A 16,922-nucleotide genomic window follows, 5' to 3' on the forward strand; every position below is an offset into this window, starting at 1 on the left:
TTAATTTCTTATTTACCAATAAAGGTATTTTCCGAAAAAAGGTAGATTAACATTTTTTGGTTACCCAGTCTTTTTACACCTTATAATGTCCGTTTTACAACAGAAATGAGTAATCCTAAAGCTTCACCATCTGTCATTGAACCAACTCTTTCGCTATGGTCCACCTTCAAGATTCCTTTTTGATAAGTCGCTTTTAACAATCCTTTTAAATCCTCTTTAGCTGTTGATGTTAGTGTGTTTGGCACTTTTGGTTCCTCCTTTTGTTGAATAGTATTTTTGGGCTTCATTGCTTCTTCAATTCGTTTCAAGAAGCTATTCCAGCGACTTTCGCTTAGTATCCGATGTGGACAATGTTTTCCGTTCCAATCTTGGTGTTTTTTAACTCGCTCAATGCCCCAACCATACTCTTTAAGTAGTTTCGCTATATACTGTACAGCGTTTTCCTCTGCGGCAGCATAACGGGCACCGCCACTTTTGCTGTAACAAATTTCAATACCGATTGATTTACGGTTACCATTTTCTTGTCCATCCCCACAATGCCAAGCATTACGGTTAAATGCAATGGCTTGAATCACTTCTTTATCATCAATTGCAACATGATAGGATACCTGATTGTTGTTAGTAATCATGTATTTAATTTCGTTGCTTGCAGAAGCATCATTCGCAGTATTGTGTACCGTAATATACTGTGGTGTCATAGAATAAGGCGCTTTTATAGGATACTTACTAGCAGGCAATAGGTTTTGTATAAAAATGTAACTCATTTGCTTTCACCCTCTTTTTCGTGATTATTAAAGATTTCTAAAGCACGTTTTACTGGTCCTGGCATGTCCAAACCTAATTTGGCACTATTTTCTCCTAAGCTCACAATTTCATTTAAGATAAATAAAATTGCTACAGCATCAGGAATAATTTGACCAATTGAAAAGCCTTGGTCTAACAGCACTAAATAAATTAAGTTAGCCACTACTATCCAAACCCACATCATGCCCTTTTTAATAATGCCTTGGTAACCTCGTTTACTATTAATAGCTCCCCAATTGGCAGCCGTACCAGTTAAGAGATCAAGGATGTTAAATACTAATAGAACCGTTAGCAATAACCCCCAACCCCCAATTAAAAACGATAAAGCTCCTCCGAATACTGATACAAAAAATCTTTCCATTTATACACCGTCCTTTGCCCTTTTTATAAATAAACAAGCGCCATGAGAAACATCGAGAATCAGTAACATGTACTGTTTGCCCATCTCGATTGCTCTCACAGCGCATAATAAAAAGCACCCTCGGTTGAGAGTGCTAAAACTTATTCCTTTGGTCTTTTGAAAACTAATTGAATATTCGTAACCTTATTTGGTTCAATAGGAGTAGAAGAAATTAATTCCCAACCCTCAGACCCTATTTGATTTAATAAATTCCCTAATAGTTCATTTACATTACCAAATTCCATACCGTTAATTTCAGCTACAAAATTTTGAACTTTATATTCCCAAATCATAAATAACCTCCTCTCCTCTACACTATTCGACAAAAGGAAGGTATTACCTTTTATTTAGACAATAAAATAACGCTAAGCCTATGCTTGCGTTTTACTATCCGTTTCTTGTTCTAATTTGCTGTACACCACTTGGCGCAGATTTGAAAGGTTCGGCACCTGTTCTTTTTTATCTGGATTTACTTTCACATAATTACACCAGATACATACAAGCCCGCTGTTTTCATTAAACATTGCTTTCACCTCCTGGTAATGCAGCGATAAGTGTAGAAAGTTCCATAATGGCGTTTTCTTGACCTGCTATACGTTGTTCTTGGTTAGCCATATAGGATGACATCTCCATCATGCTGTTTAACAGTAGTTGATTTTCTTGCTCTAACCGCGTTGCCTTTTCTTCTGATGTTTCTTCTACTCCGAATTTCTTCATATCACCAAATGTACTGTCTGAGTTGCGTACTTTATATTGAAATGGCATTAGTCCACCGCCCCTGAAATTAGATGTATTTTGTGATTAAATGATAAATCAGTTTGTGATGGTGTGATTTTGAGAATGATATTTTCCTTTGCTTCTAGCCCCTCGTGTTCGAAAGTATCCTCTATTACGCCTTGTTGTACTGGTGCAGTATTCACAGGCGTTAATGTTTCGTACTGTTCTTGCTCACCGCTTAAAGTCATGGATAGCTCCACTTTTACATCCAGTTCTTCATCACGTTGTATAAATAATAAAACACCCTTCGCTGATCCCTTCGGTGGCTCAATTTTATACCGAGCAACAGATTGCAAAATAGGTGTTTTCACTTCTTTTTTATTTAGTGTTACTGTCTTACTAGCTTTTGCTCCATAGTTATCGACGACCTCAATCACAATCGTATTTTGACCAACTACAAGTTGCAATAGAGCTAGTTCAAATTCCCACGCTCCACCTGCTCCACTGTATATTTCAACAGCATTCCCTGCGTTAATCCGACGAGTTACCTTGACCGTTGAATTAGCATCTTGGTCGGAGGCCGTACCACTAATTTTAAATTTGTCCGCATCAACTACGCCAGAAGGTACAACAGCATCAACAGATAACAAAGGCGCTCGGTTAGGTACCACGTAAAATGTACGCTCCACATTCGCAGAAGAAGCTTTTTCACTGTCCTCCGCCCATACTTTTAATGTATGTGCTACACCATCGGCTAGTGTGCCTGTGAGTGCCGTATCACCGTCATATAGCTTACCACCTTTGAAGGTTAGCTGCTTTGATAAAGCAATTTGCGTCTGACTTATGTTTGTTGCTAATACCTTTCGTTGTTCGCTGTTTAATTGATAGAAAACGGTAACTGATTGGTCTGCATCAGCATCATGAGCTGTACCTGCGATATTTAGTGTGTCAGTCTCGTACAATGTTGCATTATCAGATGGTCCAGTTAATGACACTGTTGGAGCAACATTGTGTACAATTTCAAAAGGCTCTGAATACACATAATCAGAATATACATTACTTGTATTTTTAACTCGTACACGTAATTCTACGGTTTTAAATGTCTTATCTGTAGTTATTGAAAAACTACGAGTAAGCGTGTTGTTGTAAGCTAACGGTGTCCATGCACCAGTACTATTGTATCGGTAGTCCACTTCATAAAGTGATAAGTTAGGAGCTGTAGACGCCCCAAAAACGATACTAGCAACTTCGTTAGGTTTGAATTTCTTACCCTGTGCTGGAGCTGTAAATGGTGATGACGGTGCAATAGATTGGCTAACACGTCCCCCCCTTATATACCAAAAACCATCATCGTATTTTCCGTTCAGCGGATATTTATTTTCTTCAGCAATAATACCCGTTTGTATGATTGAACCAGCAATTTCTGTATATTTTAACTGAGAATAATCATACTTGCATTGATATAATCTATCTACTACACCAGCGTTCGGATAACTACCTTGTGAAATGGCCTTAAGAGCATAAGACCCGTAAAAATTCCATCCAGCTTGCCCACTTGATATAGGTTCCCAACTAGTCCATTGTCCTCCAGAAGGGATGTATTTTTGGTTAACTGCGTCCCAAACCGCAGATTTATAAGAACCTTCGAAACTACCATTGCCGTAGCTACAATCAGTTTCTATTGGTTCACCCCAGTTACGCCCTACACTATACTTATTCCAGTAATACTTTGGCTTTGATACTGTATATAAACTACTTTCACGATATGCACTTTCTAATCCTGCTGTATCAACTGCTTTGACGCGCATTTTCAAACTCGTTGCTGTTGGTATTGTGTACGTAAAGCTTGGCGATGTGGTTTCTCCTGCTTTTGAATAAGCTGCTCCGTTTATAGAAACTTCCCAAATGTATTTCGATAAATTACTTTCTGCATCGGATGCAGCACCTACAGAAAATACTTTTGAATCCCCGATTTCTAACGTACCTGATGGTTGTGTAAAAGCTCCTGGTTGTGTTGGAGCAGTATTTACAGCCACTCCTTTTATATACCAGTAATCATCGCTGTGTCGCCCGTTTGCTGGGTACGTGCCGTCCTCTGCCGTAATGTTAGATTGTACAAGTGATCCTTTTGTATACAAAATATTTTTTTGATTATCTACAGATAACTTTATATCTCTTTTAAATTCACTTTCTGATGTAACTGAAAGACTTACCAATGCAGTGTATCTCTTAATCCCATCGTAAGTTATTTCGTAAGCAACATCTCCTACATTATATAGCTCACTAGGATTCCATTTTACAATTCCCTGGTAGCTATTGGAGATTTTATCGAAAGCATAAGACTTATACAAATTATTAAAAGTGCTGAATATATTAGGATTTGCTTTCCACGGTGAATTGTCGACATATTCTGTACTACTAATAGCAGTAAACTTGTCATAATAATACTTAACCATCTTTAAACCACCTCCACTAATTCAACATTGTAGGTCTGCCAATCACCAATACTCATCTCAGCATTAACCGTATCAGTTTGAACATTACTTCGAGCCACTTTTGCGCCTTTTTTGTATGCATTGGTAAGTGCAGAAACGGTAATCGTACCTTGACCTATCGCTGTAATTACAACGTCCTCACTTGCTACATCATCAAAAATAGTGACTTGTGTAAACGGTGTAAAACCATCAACACTAGCCACTTTTAATGTAGTTGTTCCTATTATGACAGCCTCAATAATGTCGGTCATCGCTGTGTCTAATTTGATTTTGTTTGTGCTGCCGTCAAGCGTGTCTGCAAACGTTCCGCTGTTTCCTGGTACACGGCCATCTAGTTCCATTTGAATACGCATTCGTTCTAATTGACGGTACATTTCAATCATAAAACGATAAGCGTTAAAGATTCCCCACTCGAAGTTATTAGCAAACTCTGACATGAACAGCGTCCCGTCCTCAATCACTTCTCCTGTCACTGGATCCGTTACATCATCATACCAATCAGTACGCTCGTAAGGATTTTTCTTAAAATTCAGCGGTATTTCACCATTCATATATTTACTCATTTACTTTCACTTCCTTTGATTCAAGTTGTAGAGGAAATGCTATTACATACCCCTTCGAACCTTTTTGATAGTTCATTGTTTTTACGTACAATTCCCGCCCGTAACTATCGACTAAAACAGCCCTTGTTACCAAGCCTTGTTCTGTCGATAACTTTACGTACTTTCTTAATCCGAACTTTGTGCTGGTATGATAGATTTCTTTATCATAAACAACACCATCAATAGTAACCTTTGCGCCAACTGTAAGATTACTTAAAAATTGTTGAGTTAAATCTATCATTAATGGTTGTATTTCATTCAATCCCTCACACCTCCCACTCTAAATCGACCACAAATCTGATTGTTCATAACGAAGCCGTATATCTCATTAGATACTACTAAAATTTCATTCCCTAAAGCACCATGCGTTTCTGCTGTTTTAAAACGGCCACATATTTTGTAATTGATAGGCCATGCATAGGTGCCACCTATAATAATTAGGCATTCTTTTAAAGCTAAAATTGTTGTCATTAAATCAATATTTAACGGAACAATTCTTTCAACTAACTGCACAACTTCGTTATAATAAGTCGATTGTTCAACTTCGATTGCCACTTCCATTTGAAATTCATTAATATCTAATAAAATCCGATGATTATTTTCTCCGATTAACCCTGATAAGGCCTTTGATAAGTACTCCAACACATAAGGTGCACTTTCTTGCATTCGTGCCAGTAATCGAAGTTTTCGAAATTTCAATGTCTCTTTCTTTCGATCTGCGCGAATACCAAAATCCTTTTCTCTTATAGCAATAGCAGCCTCGCTTGAAGTTAAAATAAATTGATCATTATCCACACCAAAAAGAGCTTCGTCAAGTTTATCCCAGTTAAGCGTAACTGTATTGGACAACTCCCGAAACTCTTTTATATTTTTATAGTAGGATGGTAACTCCTCTAAAAAAGCATTGTTCATGTACTCACTTCCTTCAGTATTACTTTAGAAAGTACCGGAATTTCTTCGACCAAGTTAATATTATTTGCTAAGCCATTCAACAATGTTGAAGCAATATCCTCTATTCCTTCAATCTCTAATAGCCGAGATTCAATATGAGTAATACGAACATTGATGTCTAAATCTTTAAACCAACTTGCACGTAATTCAGCAAAATACGTTTCTAACGTTTCATTCACTTGTGCTTCAATTTGTCCGATCGATGCCCCATTCAAGATCAGTTCAATTTCAACTTCAATATTATTTTTCCCTACACCTTCAACTGTTACTTCATGACCAATAGGCGCAGTACCATAACCCTCACCTTTAAACTCTAATGGATCCATAAGCTCTTGAACATAAGATACAAACTCAGGTATCGGAGCATTAAAATCAGAATCAATAATGATTGCCTTTACTGTTCCGCCACCAAATGGAGCTCTACGTAATCGTACACCACCAACGCCTTGAATTGCTCTAAGCTTTTTCTTGTAGTCCGCGCGATTACCACCAAAAGCTTTTTCACGGATATGTTCGACAAATCTTAAATATAAGGACTCATCCGTCTCATCATCTTCGCCTGGTACAAGTACATCTGCTAATATAGCTTTACCTAGCTTGTTATTTGCTTCTAGAGGCAGCATTTCTCCATAATCCTTGTTACCAACTGCACCTGCTGTTTGTGCCTCTACTTTATATACCCCGACATCTAATCGCTCAATTACATTATAGACAATTGCCTCTAATCGATACTGGCTATTTATAGTCACATCTAGAGGTTGACCATCACCATCTGTAAATAAAGCTCGGCGAATAGCCTTTCCTGCTTTCTTTCGTTCGACTCCATGCTCATTTACTCGTTTTTCAAGATCAGTTCCGTCCGCTGTTGCAGCAAAAGTACGGCGATATAATATTGACATATCCCAATATGTTTCAGCTAACTTTAATGCTGTAGGTGCAAGTGCATCGTATATTACACTACCTTCACGTTTATCAACGTCATCCGGAACACGTTCAAGTAGTTCAGCTAATATTTTGTCGTATGATTGTGATTCTAAGTACTCAAGCAATCCTAATCGCCTCCTTTAACAGACTAACATCGCCATAAATTGTTCGAGCTACAAATGTTATTAATACATCATCTTTTGAGATAAATTCAAGACTAAAATTTTCTAATGATGTAATACGTTCATCTTGTAACAAGGCATCGTATATTCGCCTACTTAAATCCCCGCGAACATATAACTCATCATAGCCAACCATGTTTTGAAAACCATAATTATTTGTATAAATCAGATGTTTAAAGCGAATGGTATTTAATACTTTAAAAATTGCTTGTTCCATTGCTTTTTGACCATCTATTAAACCGCTGCAGCTACCTCGTTTGAAATCTAAATGATACGTTCGAGTGGGTAATTCAACAGCGTCCATTACTTCAATATCAGGGGTAATCGTTATTGCTTCTGTTGGTAGTGCCATACACTATCCCCCTCTCTATACCTGTCGGATACAAAATACTTTTGGCCACCTTGTACTCGATGCATTACTACTTTATCGCCTTCTTTTAACCCATCTTCTAAGACGAGCTTTAGATATTTCATTTCATATTCTTCATAAGGCACCGCAGTCGATTCGCCTTGATTTTGTCGTTTCGAACTTGTCTGTTTACCTTCATCACCAATTTGGCTTTTGGTGTAAATTTTCGGATATTCGAATTGAATACTGGCAACTCTTTCGTGTCTAGTAAGATGCTCCGCAACAAGTAAAAACTCATCGGACAAAATGAGTTTCGAGTGTATTTCTATTTTTAACGGCTTTGCTTCAATGACTTTACCCAAAACAATATTTACTGGATTGGACGCTTGAAACGCTGCCATTGCTGTCGTTTTAATTAACTCTAGTAAACTCAAGAAATCACCTTCAATTCTAAACTCATTGTATGGACTTTAGCGGACCAATCATGTGTACATGTCTCTACTAAAAACAACTGTTTAATCCCTAATTTTTCGATATAGATAAATACCATCTTTCCAGCTCGTACTCGCCAATCACCTAAGCACTTTAAGGATAATTCCTTTTTTTCTTTATTGTGAACCGCGAGTAATACATTCAATAAACTTTCAATCTGAGCGGGTGTCATATTTTCGTCTACCTTTTTGTAATACTGCAACTGACCCCATTTAGCGATATTGCTACTATCCTGCGCAATAAATACTCTTCGCTTGGAAGCCTCTTTATCATCTAATACCAGTTTTACTCGATTATAAGAATCCTCAATTGATACCGAGTAATCAAAGTCATACAAAAGACTTTCTTCACCAATATAAAAATCTGTAGGGGGTATAACAAGATCGCTAATATTATGCAATCCTAGTGAGCCGAAATCATCCATAAAAACAAAGCTCTGGTTTGTAGCCACAATAGCTGAATCAATGTATTTCATGATGACATCTAATGTCTTCTTATTTTCTTCAACCATTCCTGGCGCTGTAAAACCTGTTTTCGCTACAGAACTCAACTTAAGATTTGCCATACTGCAAATACGCTCAACAGCCTTTTCTGTTAACATCGATGGAATAACAAAAGTATCTTCATACATTAAATACTTTAGTTGATCGTAGGCAATGATATTAAATTCGCTATCCTTACCAAAACCAGTTTTAAATGAGTAGCCATAAAATACTTTGTGTCCACCATCGATTACCCTTACAATCGCACCAGATACAATTTTGTTTTCAAGTGGCTTAGGATTTAGCAAAGAAACATTAAGCTCTGATGCTTTCCCTGTTTTTTCAGTCTTCCAGCTAAGTGAAGTGACAGGCACTTCGTATATATTTCCATCACGATTATCAATTAATACTTCTATACCTACCACCTCATTTCTTAGCCGTCCATTCAGGCGGAATTTTCACTTTCAACCCAATTGGCAACTTCCTTAAATCACTATCTTTAATCCCGTTCAAGGTTTGCAGTGCTTTATAATTTGCTCCGTTTCCGGTATACTTTTGCGCGATTTTCCAAAGCGAATCACCCTTTACTAAACTATAAGTCTGTGGTATTTGCTTAGAGTTTTCTCTTGGAGCTTCCTTTTTCACGACTTTCTTCACTGTCTTTTTCTTGGCAGACACAGTTGGCACGTTACTCTTATGAACCAGTTCCATTTTTTTAAATCCAAATGGCACATACTTTTTAAAAGAGATAGTATAATCCACATCGGACGTACCAAATTGATCTTTTGCTTCAAAGCTTTCAATAGTAAACTGGCCGTTAATAGAGAATGAACCGCCTACATAAACAAAGCGGATAACCGTTTCTTCGGCCATCCACTTTTTTATTTGGTCAATATACTTTTTAGGTTCAATAAATTGTGTTTCAGCGTAATGTGTATCCTGCGCCGGAAAAAACGAAGAGAATGAGAACTCGGGTAATTTCATAGGTTTAGGCACTTTAACAGTTCCAATCTTAGCGACTGAAAATTCTTCTCCATCTGCATCCTGTTTAAATGATAATTCTGGCGGATTTACAGGGATACGAAATCCTTCTTTGTCATTGTTAGCACTTAGATAGATTCCTATCATCCATATACCCCCTCTACCGAACGATTCTGCTCATCTTTCAAACCTTGTGTAATAAACTTTACAACTTCATGAACATCCACTTTCTCACGAATATCACCAGTGAAATAAAACTTCGGTTCACTTTGAATATGCTGCACAACATCTTTACTAGTATTTGTTATAGGTGAAGCAGAAATTTTCTCTCGTACTTCGTTTGATACTTCAACTTCATCCCTAACTGGAACATTCAATGCTTGTGATACATAGTCATTTATTTTGGCAACGTTGCCACTCGCATTAGATAAATCACCGAATTTATTAAGCATTTTTTCCATTGCACTACCAGTTGTATCTTCAAAATTATTATGGACCTGTAAATTTGGTGTAAGCGAAACAATGTTATTGATCACTTTACCTTCCGCAATATCTTTAAATAATTCGAGATATTCGTCTGCTAGATTGATTTTGTCTTCAATCTTCCCAACTTTATCTATATTTCCACCATTAAGTTTTTGATTATCATCAGCATTTTTTCCAAGACCTGATTCTGAAGGTGCATTTATTTGACCAAGACCCGAATCTGAAGGTGCTGATTTTACTACATCATCTGTCAAACTGGATGGAAATGGATTAGTATTCTCTTCATCTTTCTTCACTAATCCCGCTAGCCCTTTTGCTTTGTCTACTAGACTACTTAATTTTTCACTGCCAGCAAGTGAAAGAGAATTTCCTAATTCATATCCTTTGTCATATGCATTACCTAAGTCTTTGTAATCTAAACGCTCAAATTGTTTTTTGATTGGTGCAGTCGGCATAGTTACATTATTCATATAATCCCCAGCGGTGTTCATTCTTCCCAGAGTAATCTTGTCAGCCTTTGTAGGCGCTTTAATAAGATTTTGAAGCGTTTCCCCAAAGTTAGTTGCACCACTACTTAATTTTAAATCTACTGTACCTATCTTAGAAAGATCGGTATCTAGCACACCATTAAGTAAACCTATGAATGAATTCACTCCACCAATTGCACCGTTGATAAGATCAGATATTCCGCCTAATGCATTATTAATGACATTAAAAATACCATCTGCTATACCACCAACCGTTTTCAACACCATAGTTCCCATCGTATAAAATGCCATCTGTACACCATACACTAAATCGTTGAATGTATTTGCAATCCACTCAGCTACGCTAATAATATTATTTCCTATGGCATCTAATACAGTTCTAACCATAAGATTAAAGGCAATCCATGCTAGTTGTACAAAAAATATAGCCTGATTCCATGTATTAACGAACCATTCGGCAACGGTAATAGCAAGGTTAGCAATACCTATCATAACGTTATAGAAGGCAGTACCTAGCCAATAAACGCCTCCAACAATTGCACCAATTACAGTTGCAGTTTGTTCAGCCCACATCACCATTGCGGTTACAACTAAAGCAATTACTGCAATAATTCCAATTATGACCCACGTAATAGGGCTTGTTAAATAAGCAGCATCTACTATCCATTGTGCTGCAGCCCACGCAAGGGTTGCTGTCCTAATTAATCCTAAAACAGCATATTTGGTTAGCAAAATTGCTACAATTGATCCTAGAACAACACCCATTATTACAAGTATAGGCACCACCCAATTAGCGTTATCATACATAAATGTTCCTACCGCACCGATTGTGTTGTAAATCATCTCAAGAGCATCAAAAACAAGTGATAATCCAGCTACAAATAGATTAATAAACATCATTGCATGACCTGCTAAAACCCCAAATGCATCCGAATTAACAAATTCGCTGAATCGTTTAAATATAGGTTCAAATGCATTTTGCGCATAGTTTTTAAATACAGTCATTGCATCTGAAAATGTTATCGGCGTTTTACTAAATTTATCTTCAATTTCGTCAGCAGCATTAAATAACGCATTTTTGATAATATCCGCTGTAATTTCTCCATCTGATGACATTTGTTTTAGTTCACTTGTACTTTTTCCTAAAGAATCTGCAATTGCATCTGCAAGCAATGGAGCCTTTTCTGCAATCGATGTAAACTCATCTCCTTTCAATCCTCCAGAATCCATTGCTTGCGTTAATTGTTTTATACTTTCAGCCTTTTCTTGACTACTAGCTCCTGAAGCAGCGAAAGATTTATTCATCAGCTCACTGAAACGGATCGCTTCATCATTGCTACTAAAAGTATCACTAGCGTTTAATTTAGCAACACTAGTAGCCATATCCTTATAAGAGCTTAAACTTCGCTGAGAAGCTCTATAAATCTTATCCTGCAACTCCGCTTGTGTTTGCGAACCGTCATTAATATTAGCGATTCGCGTATTAGTATTACTATAAGAATCAGAAGCGCTTGCTAACTTCTTAAAACTCTCAGTTAAATTCTTTACCGATAAAATATTAGAAGCAAAACCAACAAATTTACTAAAAAAATTATCTACTCCACTTGTGGCGGCTTCTATCCCTCCCGAAGTCCCTATAAATCCATCACCCATATTGCTAATACTTTGATATGCAAGTCTTGCACTAGTCCCTAATCTATTAAAAGCTACACTAGCACTCTGGATAACGACCGTTGCACGTTGCAGGCTACGCATATCCCCTGCTCTGTTGGATGATATATGCATTTGCTCCATCGTTCGGATTGTACTATTCATAGCTTTCATCATCTTATGAAGAGTACCCGTCATTCTATCGGTCAAGGTCATGGTTGTACGCACTGACATAACACTCACCTCATTTTAGGGCTAAAAAAGACATACCCAACAAGGCATGCCTTTTCTATATAATTATAATTGTCTTATTACTTTTTCGAGGCCTCTGCCTCTTTTTCAAGTTCTATATCCAAACTTGCTATAATGAATGCGCGCTCTTTGCGATCCATACTTAAAAACGAGTTAGGCAGTATATTGAACCGATGAAGCGCAACATGTGCATAAAATGCTAGTCCGTCGCGCTCATCGTCACTGCCTTGTATTAGTTTTTTACTTCTTCCACTTCATCTTCGAGCGTAATATCACTTCCGCTAATTTCGGATACTTTTTCTGAAATCAGCGATGTTTCACCTGCTAGAAACATTCTCCCATATAAGGCCTCTGCACCTTTTACGCTATAAGATTGTTGTAATTCTGTATTATTTAGGTCTGGGTATACGATAGCTGCTACGTTTAATCTACGGTTGTATGCTACTGGATCAAATACTCGTTCTTGGCGTCCTCTTTTGCCAGCTACATTTTTAAAACATCTATCGTTAATCAAATCGGCTTCTTCAGATGGAACAGGTCGTAATTTAATAGGTTCTGCAAAACGTTGTAGGGATAACTCGATAGGTTCTACCGCCATTACATTTTCTTTCATGAATGCTTTAAAGTTACTCATTTACAGTTTCCTCCTTATTGGATAACACTAAATTGGTTTAAGATTTCAAAATCGTCAAATGTGAATGAAAATTCGTCTTTTAATGTGTCTGCACTATCTGCATCAAGCATTGCTAGTAATGTTTTATCTGGAACAATATTTCGGACATCCACGGTTTGTTTACCAGCTGCACTAGTAATATCCGCATTGACAATTGTTGCATCAAACATTGGCGATTTCCCTGAACGTAGATAGTTCATGGCCATCGCTCGAACCTCTGGGCGATGGTAATACATCGTCATTTCACCGACACCTTTTGCTCCGACAATTTTTGAACCTTCCATACGAGCATTTAACCGTTTTACTTCTACTTTGTTGTATTCTACTTCCGCCTTGAATTTAAGAATTTCTGCAAATTCATATGTTTGCCCTTCAATATTAATAAATACCAAGCCCTCACGAGAGGACATTGCGTCTTTTGTTTGCATTACGTTTGCTGCCATCTAATTTTCCCCCTTTTATTTACACTCAACGCGCATATATAATTTTTCCATTGCATCGATAAACTTGATACCAATCACTGCAAATACGGCATCTTTTTCATCACCTTGCTCAACAGTAATATCTTCAGGCAAATATGGATTGATCACCCCTAACCGAACATATGGATCGAGCACTGTTTTCATTAATTGCTTCTTAAATAAATCTCTTCCATCTTCATTATTATTCACTTTACCGATGAAGTATTTTCGGAAAATGTGGCGTGTGTTATTTTCAACAATAGTCATTCCTCGATCAATTTTTCCTTTACGGAAATCTTGGTTTTTAGACGGTGTAAATGAATGGAAAGTATTTATATCCTGCTCTACTACTACTTCATCATTATTGAAAGTGAAGACAATATGACCGTCTTGTAATGCTTTAATGATTTCATCATTGGTCATCGCTTCCGCTTCTATTGCACCCGGATATTTTGCATATGTTAATGAACCTACAGTGGATGCTGCAAATGCTGCACCAAACCAGTACACCGCCTCATTTGCACTTAAGATTTCCCCACCATCAAGTGTGACGCCATTTTTAATCGATACTGTGCTTTCATGGTCTGCTGCATTATAATTATTCGTAACGAATGTAACGCGTTTACCTGCTTGTTCTCGCAGTTCTTTTACTTTTAAGGCAAGTAACTCTTTTATTGTATTGTCAGCAGTCCCATATGCCACTACCTTAAAATTCAAAGTATCCAATGCAGACGCGAACCCAGATAGGGACTCGTTTGTAGCAGCTACTGTTGTTCCACCAGCTAAAGTCAAAGTAGCATCACCTGTTGGTAATGAACCATTAAACAATACATATTCATTTGATTTTAAATCTTCGAAAGTAATCACCTTTTGTAAGTCCACTTGAATACCGTCAAAATAGGTTTTTACTGTTGTAGAACCGTCTAATCCAGTTGTCGTAATAATGTGAATCCTATTTCCATCAGTTCCACCGAACTTCGCAGTAGCTGTTAATCCTTCAACTGTCGCTTTCGCTTTCTCACCAACGCCATTAAGGTTATACAAATAAACATTTCCAGTAGCCTTAAAAGCTTCTCGAAGAGGTAAAATATCACCCAGTGCTTTACCGAATAAGCTCCTAAACTTTGTATTTGAAGAGAGTTTAGTAAACTTACCAACATCACCCCAATCAAGTGTCACAGGTACAACTAGAGCCCCATTAGAATCAAGTCCCATTGTATTTAAACTGTTTGTTTCAAAATTAATATAAGCATCAGGACGTACTTTATTTTGCGTTTCCCAAATTCCACCCATTATGCAATTCCTCCTTTTTGCTTCCACTCGGATACTTGTTTATCAGCTTCTATTTTTGTATAAGTTACGCCATCTTGAAGCACAACTTGATACTCTAAACGCTCTTTTGAAGATTGAGCGCTATCTAAAAAAGCAGCCTTAGAGAATTTTTTATTCCCTGGCTGCTTCACTGTTTTTTGTTTAAAAGTCATTATTTGTGTCAAATCCAATGCCCTCCAATGTTTTCATTTTCGTTTCTTCTTGACTGTCATAAAGTCTCACTTTCACTTGAAAATTAATCATTAGTGTTTCATTAACTATTTCCCCTTCTATTTCATGTATTTGGAAACTATCCGCAAGGTATTTAAAGTTGTTTTGGATAACTTCCAGTACATTTAAGCATTCATCATCTATTTCATCTGTAGATGGTAAATAGACGATGCTAAATGAATAGGTCCGAATTGCTTGATTCTTCATACTTCGCTCTTGATGCACGTTTATGATTCGAACTAAAAATGCAGGTAATTTTAAGTCTTGCTTAACTAGTTTATTGTAAATTTGATATTGATTGTTATCAGGATACAAAGATCGTAATTGCATGATTGCTAACGTTTTAATACGATCTGTTACATTAACCACCCATTTTACGCCCCCATTCCTTCTCGATTTCATGTTCCCACATTTGAGGTATAAGATGTTCCATTTCTTGTTCCGTGAGTTTAAGTATATATTGACCATCTACAAAACCTGCTGTTCGTCCAGTTATGACATTATGCCTTTTCTCAACAAAAATCGGATATTCTAACTGATTATAAATAATAATGATAAAATTATTACCCTCTTTAACAATATGGAATTTCCATTTATCACGAAACCCATTATTATCTACAGGTGTAAGCATTTTCACTTTCTTAATAGCTATTTGAGCAACTCTCTCAGCCACTTTTTTGTGTATCTTCTCAGTTGTAATAGTGAGTTCTTTTAAGTTTTCAGCTAACTGCTTTACTTCCTTAAATTCAAATGCCATTAAGTAAACACCCTCCTTTTAAAGGACAACTTCGTTCGATACATAGAGAAATCATTTTTTGCTGATAACACCTCCTCATCCTAAAAAATTATACAACTTTCTTTTAATAGCTCTAGCCCTCCTTTTCCTAAAATAGTGTAACGGTAACATTTAAAAACTTATTCTTTAACGTCTACAAGTTCGAAAAAGACGAGATTAGGCATAATAAAAAGTCGTAGTTACCTACGACCGATTGATAAAATCTTTTTATATACTATTGTTAACTTTGTTGTTTCTCCCTATATTCAAAATATAATACAAACAGAAGAAAATCTTAGATAACTTGCCTAAATCTAGTTTACATGATAATTTCTAACTCACATAATGTTTAAAGTATGGCAACTTTGGAAAGTTTGAAATCGTAGTTACCTACGACCGATAGAAAAATCCATTTATATACTATTAAGTTGTTCGCATTAACTTTGGAACTATTGGCTTTCCCTAAATTCAAAATATAATATAAACAAAAGAAATCTTACCTAACCTGCCTATAGCCTAGTTTACATTATTATTTCTAACTCACATAATATTTAAAGTATGGCAACTCTGGAAAGTATGGAATGTTTCTACTGATTGCTTTCATTCAGTGTATCCCTAAGAGACTATTAGTTAAAATGCAAGAAGAATTACCAAATTGCCAGATGGAAAAAAGTTGAACAAAATGTAATTCAGCTTGCACTTATCCTTTAAAAAAAGATTTATAACAACACAAGTAGACAAAGTTTCAGGCCAATAAAAAGTTTTAGGATCCCTCAATTTATATGAGGGATCCTTTTTAAGCTAACATTTTGATTAAAATATTTTCTTTAATATTTTGTATTTGTGTGTGACTCAATTCCATTTTTTTTGCTATCCAACGCTTAGATTTTCCATCTAACATCCAATTTAATACTTGTATCTCCCTATCGCCTGTAACTTTTTCAAGAAGTTTCTGAACCTCTAATATCTTTTTCTCGTAATCTGCAACACGTTTATTATTTTTCGATCGTCTAATAGCCTCTTGCATAATTGGATCACCTATCCCGCCTACCGCCTTTGGTAATGACGCCTCAATACCATATTGTGCCGTCTTTGCCCCTATGACCATTTCTTCTCGCATTTCTTTGATAGCGTTAACCATCCAATGGTAGTCTGTAATCATTGAATCCAAAACATCCGGTGTAATAACTAGTGCTCTCTCTTTTAACATAAATTT

Annotated in this window: 22 protein-coding genes; all 22 read right to left on the reverse strand. The window is 36.6% G+C overall.

Annotation, left to right across the window (positions count from 1 at the left end; translation table 11 throughout):
• Positions 1-80 precede the first annotated feature (80 nt).
• A complete protein-coding gene (locus I5435_RS16220) occupies positions 81-764 on the reverse strand; it encodes a peptidoglycan recognition protein family protein (protein ID WP_108029897.1) in 684 nt (227 codons plus the stop codon).
• Positions 761-1,165 carry a phage holin family protein gene (locus tag I5435_RS16225; protein WP_108029898.1) on the reverse strand — a complete coding sequence of 135 codons (405 nt, stop codon included), beginning with the start codon at positions 1,163-1,165 and terminating at the stop codon, positions 761-763. Before I5435_RS16225 ends, I5435_RS16220 begins: the two co-directional genes overlap by 4 nt.
• Before the next feature lie 140 nt (positions 1,166-1,305).
• Positions 1,306-1,497, reverse strand: coding sequence for a DUF4177 domain-containing protein (locus I5435_RS16230; protein ID WP_108029899.1), 192 nt, complete (start codon positions 1,495-1,497; stop codon positions 1,306-1,308).
• Positions 1,498-1,575: 78 nt separating this feature from the next.
• The gene (locus I5435_RS16235) at positions 1,576-1,728 is read right to left on the reverse strand and encodes a hypothetical protein (RefSeq protein ID WP_167492614.1); all 153 of its coding nucleotides are present in this window, start codon (positions 1,726-1,728) and stop codon (positions 1,576-1,578) included.
• The gene (locus I5435_RS16240; RefSeq protein ID WP_108029900.1) at positions 1,721-1,969 is read right to left on the reverse strand and encodes a hypothetical protein; all 249 of its coding nucleotides are present in this window, start codon (positions 1,967-1,969) and stop codon (positions 1,721-1,723) included. Before I5435_RS16240 ends, I5435_RS16235 begins: the two co-directional genes overlap by 8 nt.
• A complete protein-coding gene (locus I5435_RS16245; protein WP_337982602.1) occupies positions 1,969-4,377 on the reverse strand; it encodes a hypothetical protein in 2,409 nt (802 codons plus the stop codon). The genes I5435_RS16240 and I5435_RS16245 overlap by 1 nt, the downstream gene beginning before the upstream one ends.
• Before the next feature lie 2 nt (positions 4,378-4,379).
• Positions 4,380-4,979: an integrase gene (locus I5435_RS16250; protein WP_337982603.1), complete on the reverse strand. Its 600-nt coding sequence runs from the start codon at positions 4,977-4,979 to the stop codon at positions 4,380-4,382.
• Complete coding sequence (locus I5435_RS16255) at positions 4,972-5,280, reverse strand: hypothetical protein (RefSeq protein ID WP_337982604.1); 309 nt, start codon at positions 5,278-5,280, stop codon at positions 4,972-4,974. Before I5435_RS16255 ends, I5435_RS16250 begins: the two co-directional genes overlap by 8 nt.
• On the reverse strand, positions 5,277-5,930 hold the full coding sequence (locus I5435_RS16260) for a putative phage tail protein (protein WP_337982605.1): 654 nt from the start codon (positions 5,928-5,930) through the stop codon (positions 5,277-5,279). Before I5435_RS16260 ends, I5435_RS16255 begins: the two co-directional genes overlap by 4 nt.
• On the reverse strand, positions 5,927-7,018 hold the full coding sequence (locus I5435_RS16265; RefSeq protein ID WP_337982606.1) for a baseplate J/gp47 family protein: 1,092 nt from the start codon (positions 7,016-7,018) through the stop codon (positions 5,927-5,929). Before I5435_RS16265 ends, I5435_RS16260 begins: the two co-directional genes overlap by 4 nt.
• Complete coding sequence (locus I5435_RS16270) at positions 7,011-7,427, reverse strand: DUF2634 domain-containing protein (protein ID WP_337982607.1); 417 nt, start codon at positions 7,425-7,427, stop codon at positions 7,011-7,013. The genes I5435_RS16265 and I5435_RS16270 overlap by 8 nt, the downstream gene beginning before the upstream one ends.
• The gene (locus I5435_RS16275; protein ID WP_337982608.1) at positions 7,403-7,858 is read right to left on the reverse strand and encodes a DUF2577 domain-containing protein; all 456 of its coding nucleotides are present in this window, start codon (positions 7,856-7,858) and stop codon (positions 7,403-7,405) included. Before I5435_RS16275 ends, I5435_RS16270 begins: the two co-directional genes overlap by 25 nt.
• The gene (locus tag I5435_RS16280; protein WP_337982609.1) at positions 7,855-8,823 is read right to left on the reverse strand and encodes an XkdQ/YqbQ family protein; all 969 of its coding nucleotides are present in this window, start codon (positions 8,821-8,823) and stop codon (positions 7,855-7,857) included. The genes I5435_RS16275 and I5435_RS16280 overlap by 4 nt, the downstream gene beginning before the upstream one ends.
• Before the next feature lies 1 nt (position 8,824).
• A complete protein-coding gene (locus I5435_RS16285) occupies positions 8,825-9,526 on the reverse strand; it encodes a LysM peptidoglycan-binding domain-containing protein (RefSeq protein ID WP_108029909.1) in 702 nt (233 codons plus the stop codon).
• On the reverse strand, positions 9,523-12,237 hold the full coding sequence (locus I5435_RS16290; RefSeq protein WP_337982610.1) for a tape measure protein: 2,715 nt from the start codon (positions 12,235-12,237) through the stop codon (positions 9,523-9,525). Before I5435_RS16290 ends, I5435_RS16285 begins: the two co-directional genes overlap by 4 nt.
• Before the next feature lie 250 nt (positions 12,238-12,487).
• Positions 12,488-12,889 carry a phage tail assembly chaperone gene (locus I5435_RS16295; RefSeq protein WP_337982611.1) on the reverse strand — a complete coding sequence of 134 codons (402 nt, stop codon included), beginning with the start codon at positions 12,887-12,889 and terminating at the stop codon, positions 12,488-12,490.
• Between the two features lie 14 nt (positions 12,890-12,903).
• A complete protein-coding gene (locus I5435_RS16300; RefSeq protein ID WP_108029912.1) occupies positions 12,904-13,371 on the reverse strand; it encodes a phage tail tube protein in 468 nt (155 codons plus the stop codon).
• 15 nt (positions 13,372-13,386) lie between these two features.
• Complete coding sequence (locus tag I5435_RS16305) at positions 13,387-14,682, reverse strand: phage tail sheath C-terminal domain-containing protein (protein WP_337982612.1); 1,296 nt, start codon at positions 14,680-14,682, stop codon at positions 13,387-13,389.
• A complete protein-coding gene (locus tag I5435_RS16310; protein ID WP_337982613.1) occupies positions 14,682-14,885 on the reverse strand; it encodes a hypothetical protein in 204 nt (67 codons plus the stop codon). Before I5435_RS16310 ends, I5435_RS16305 begins: the two co-directional genes overlap by 1 nt.
• Complete coding sequence (locus I5435_RS16315; protein WP_337982614.1) at positions 14,863-15,300, reverse strand: phage tail terminator family protein; 438 nt, start codon at positions 15,298-15,300, stop codon at positions 14,863-14,865. Before I5435_RS16315 ends, I5435_RS16310 begins: the two co-directional genes overlap by 23 nt.
• The gene (locus tag I5435_RS16320; protein WP_337982615.1) at positions 15,293-15,688 is read right to left on the reverse strand and encodes an HK97 gp10 family phage protein; all 396 of its coding nucleotides are present in this window, start codon (positions 15,686-15,688) and stop codon (positions 15,293-15,295) included. Before I5435_RS16320 ends, I5435_RS16315 begins: the two co-directional genes overlap by 8 nt.
• An 814-nt stretch (positions 15,689-16,502) precedes the next feature.
• Positions 16,503-16,916: a LuxR C-terminal-related transcriptional regulator gene (locus I5435_RS16325; protein ID WP_193768779.1), complete on the reverse strand. Its 414-nt coding sequence runs from the start codon at positions 16,914-16,916 to the stop codon at positions 16,503-16,505.
• Positions 16,917-16,922: the final 6 nt, after the last annotated feature.

The sequence above is a fragment of the Lysinibacillus sp. C5.1 genome (assembly GCF_016350185.1).
Classification (GTDB): Bacteria; Bacillota; Bacilli; order Bacillales_A; family Planococcaceae; genus Lysinibacillus; species Lysinibacillus sphaericus.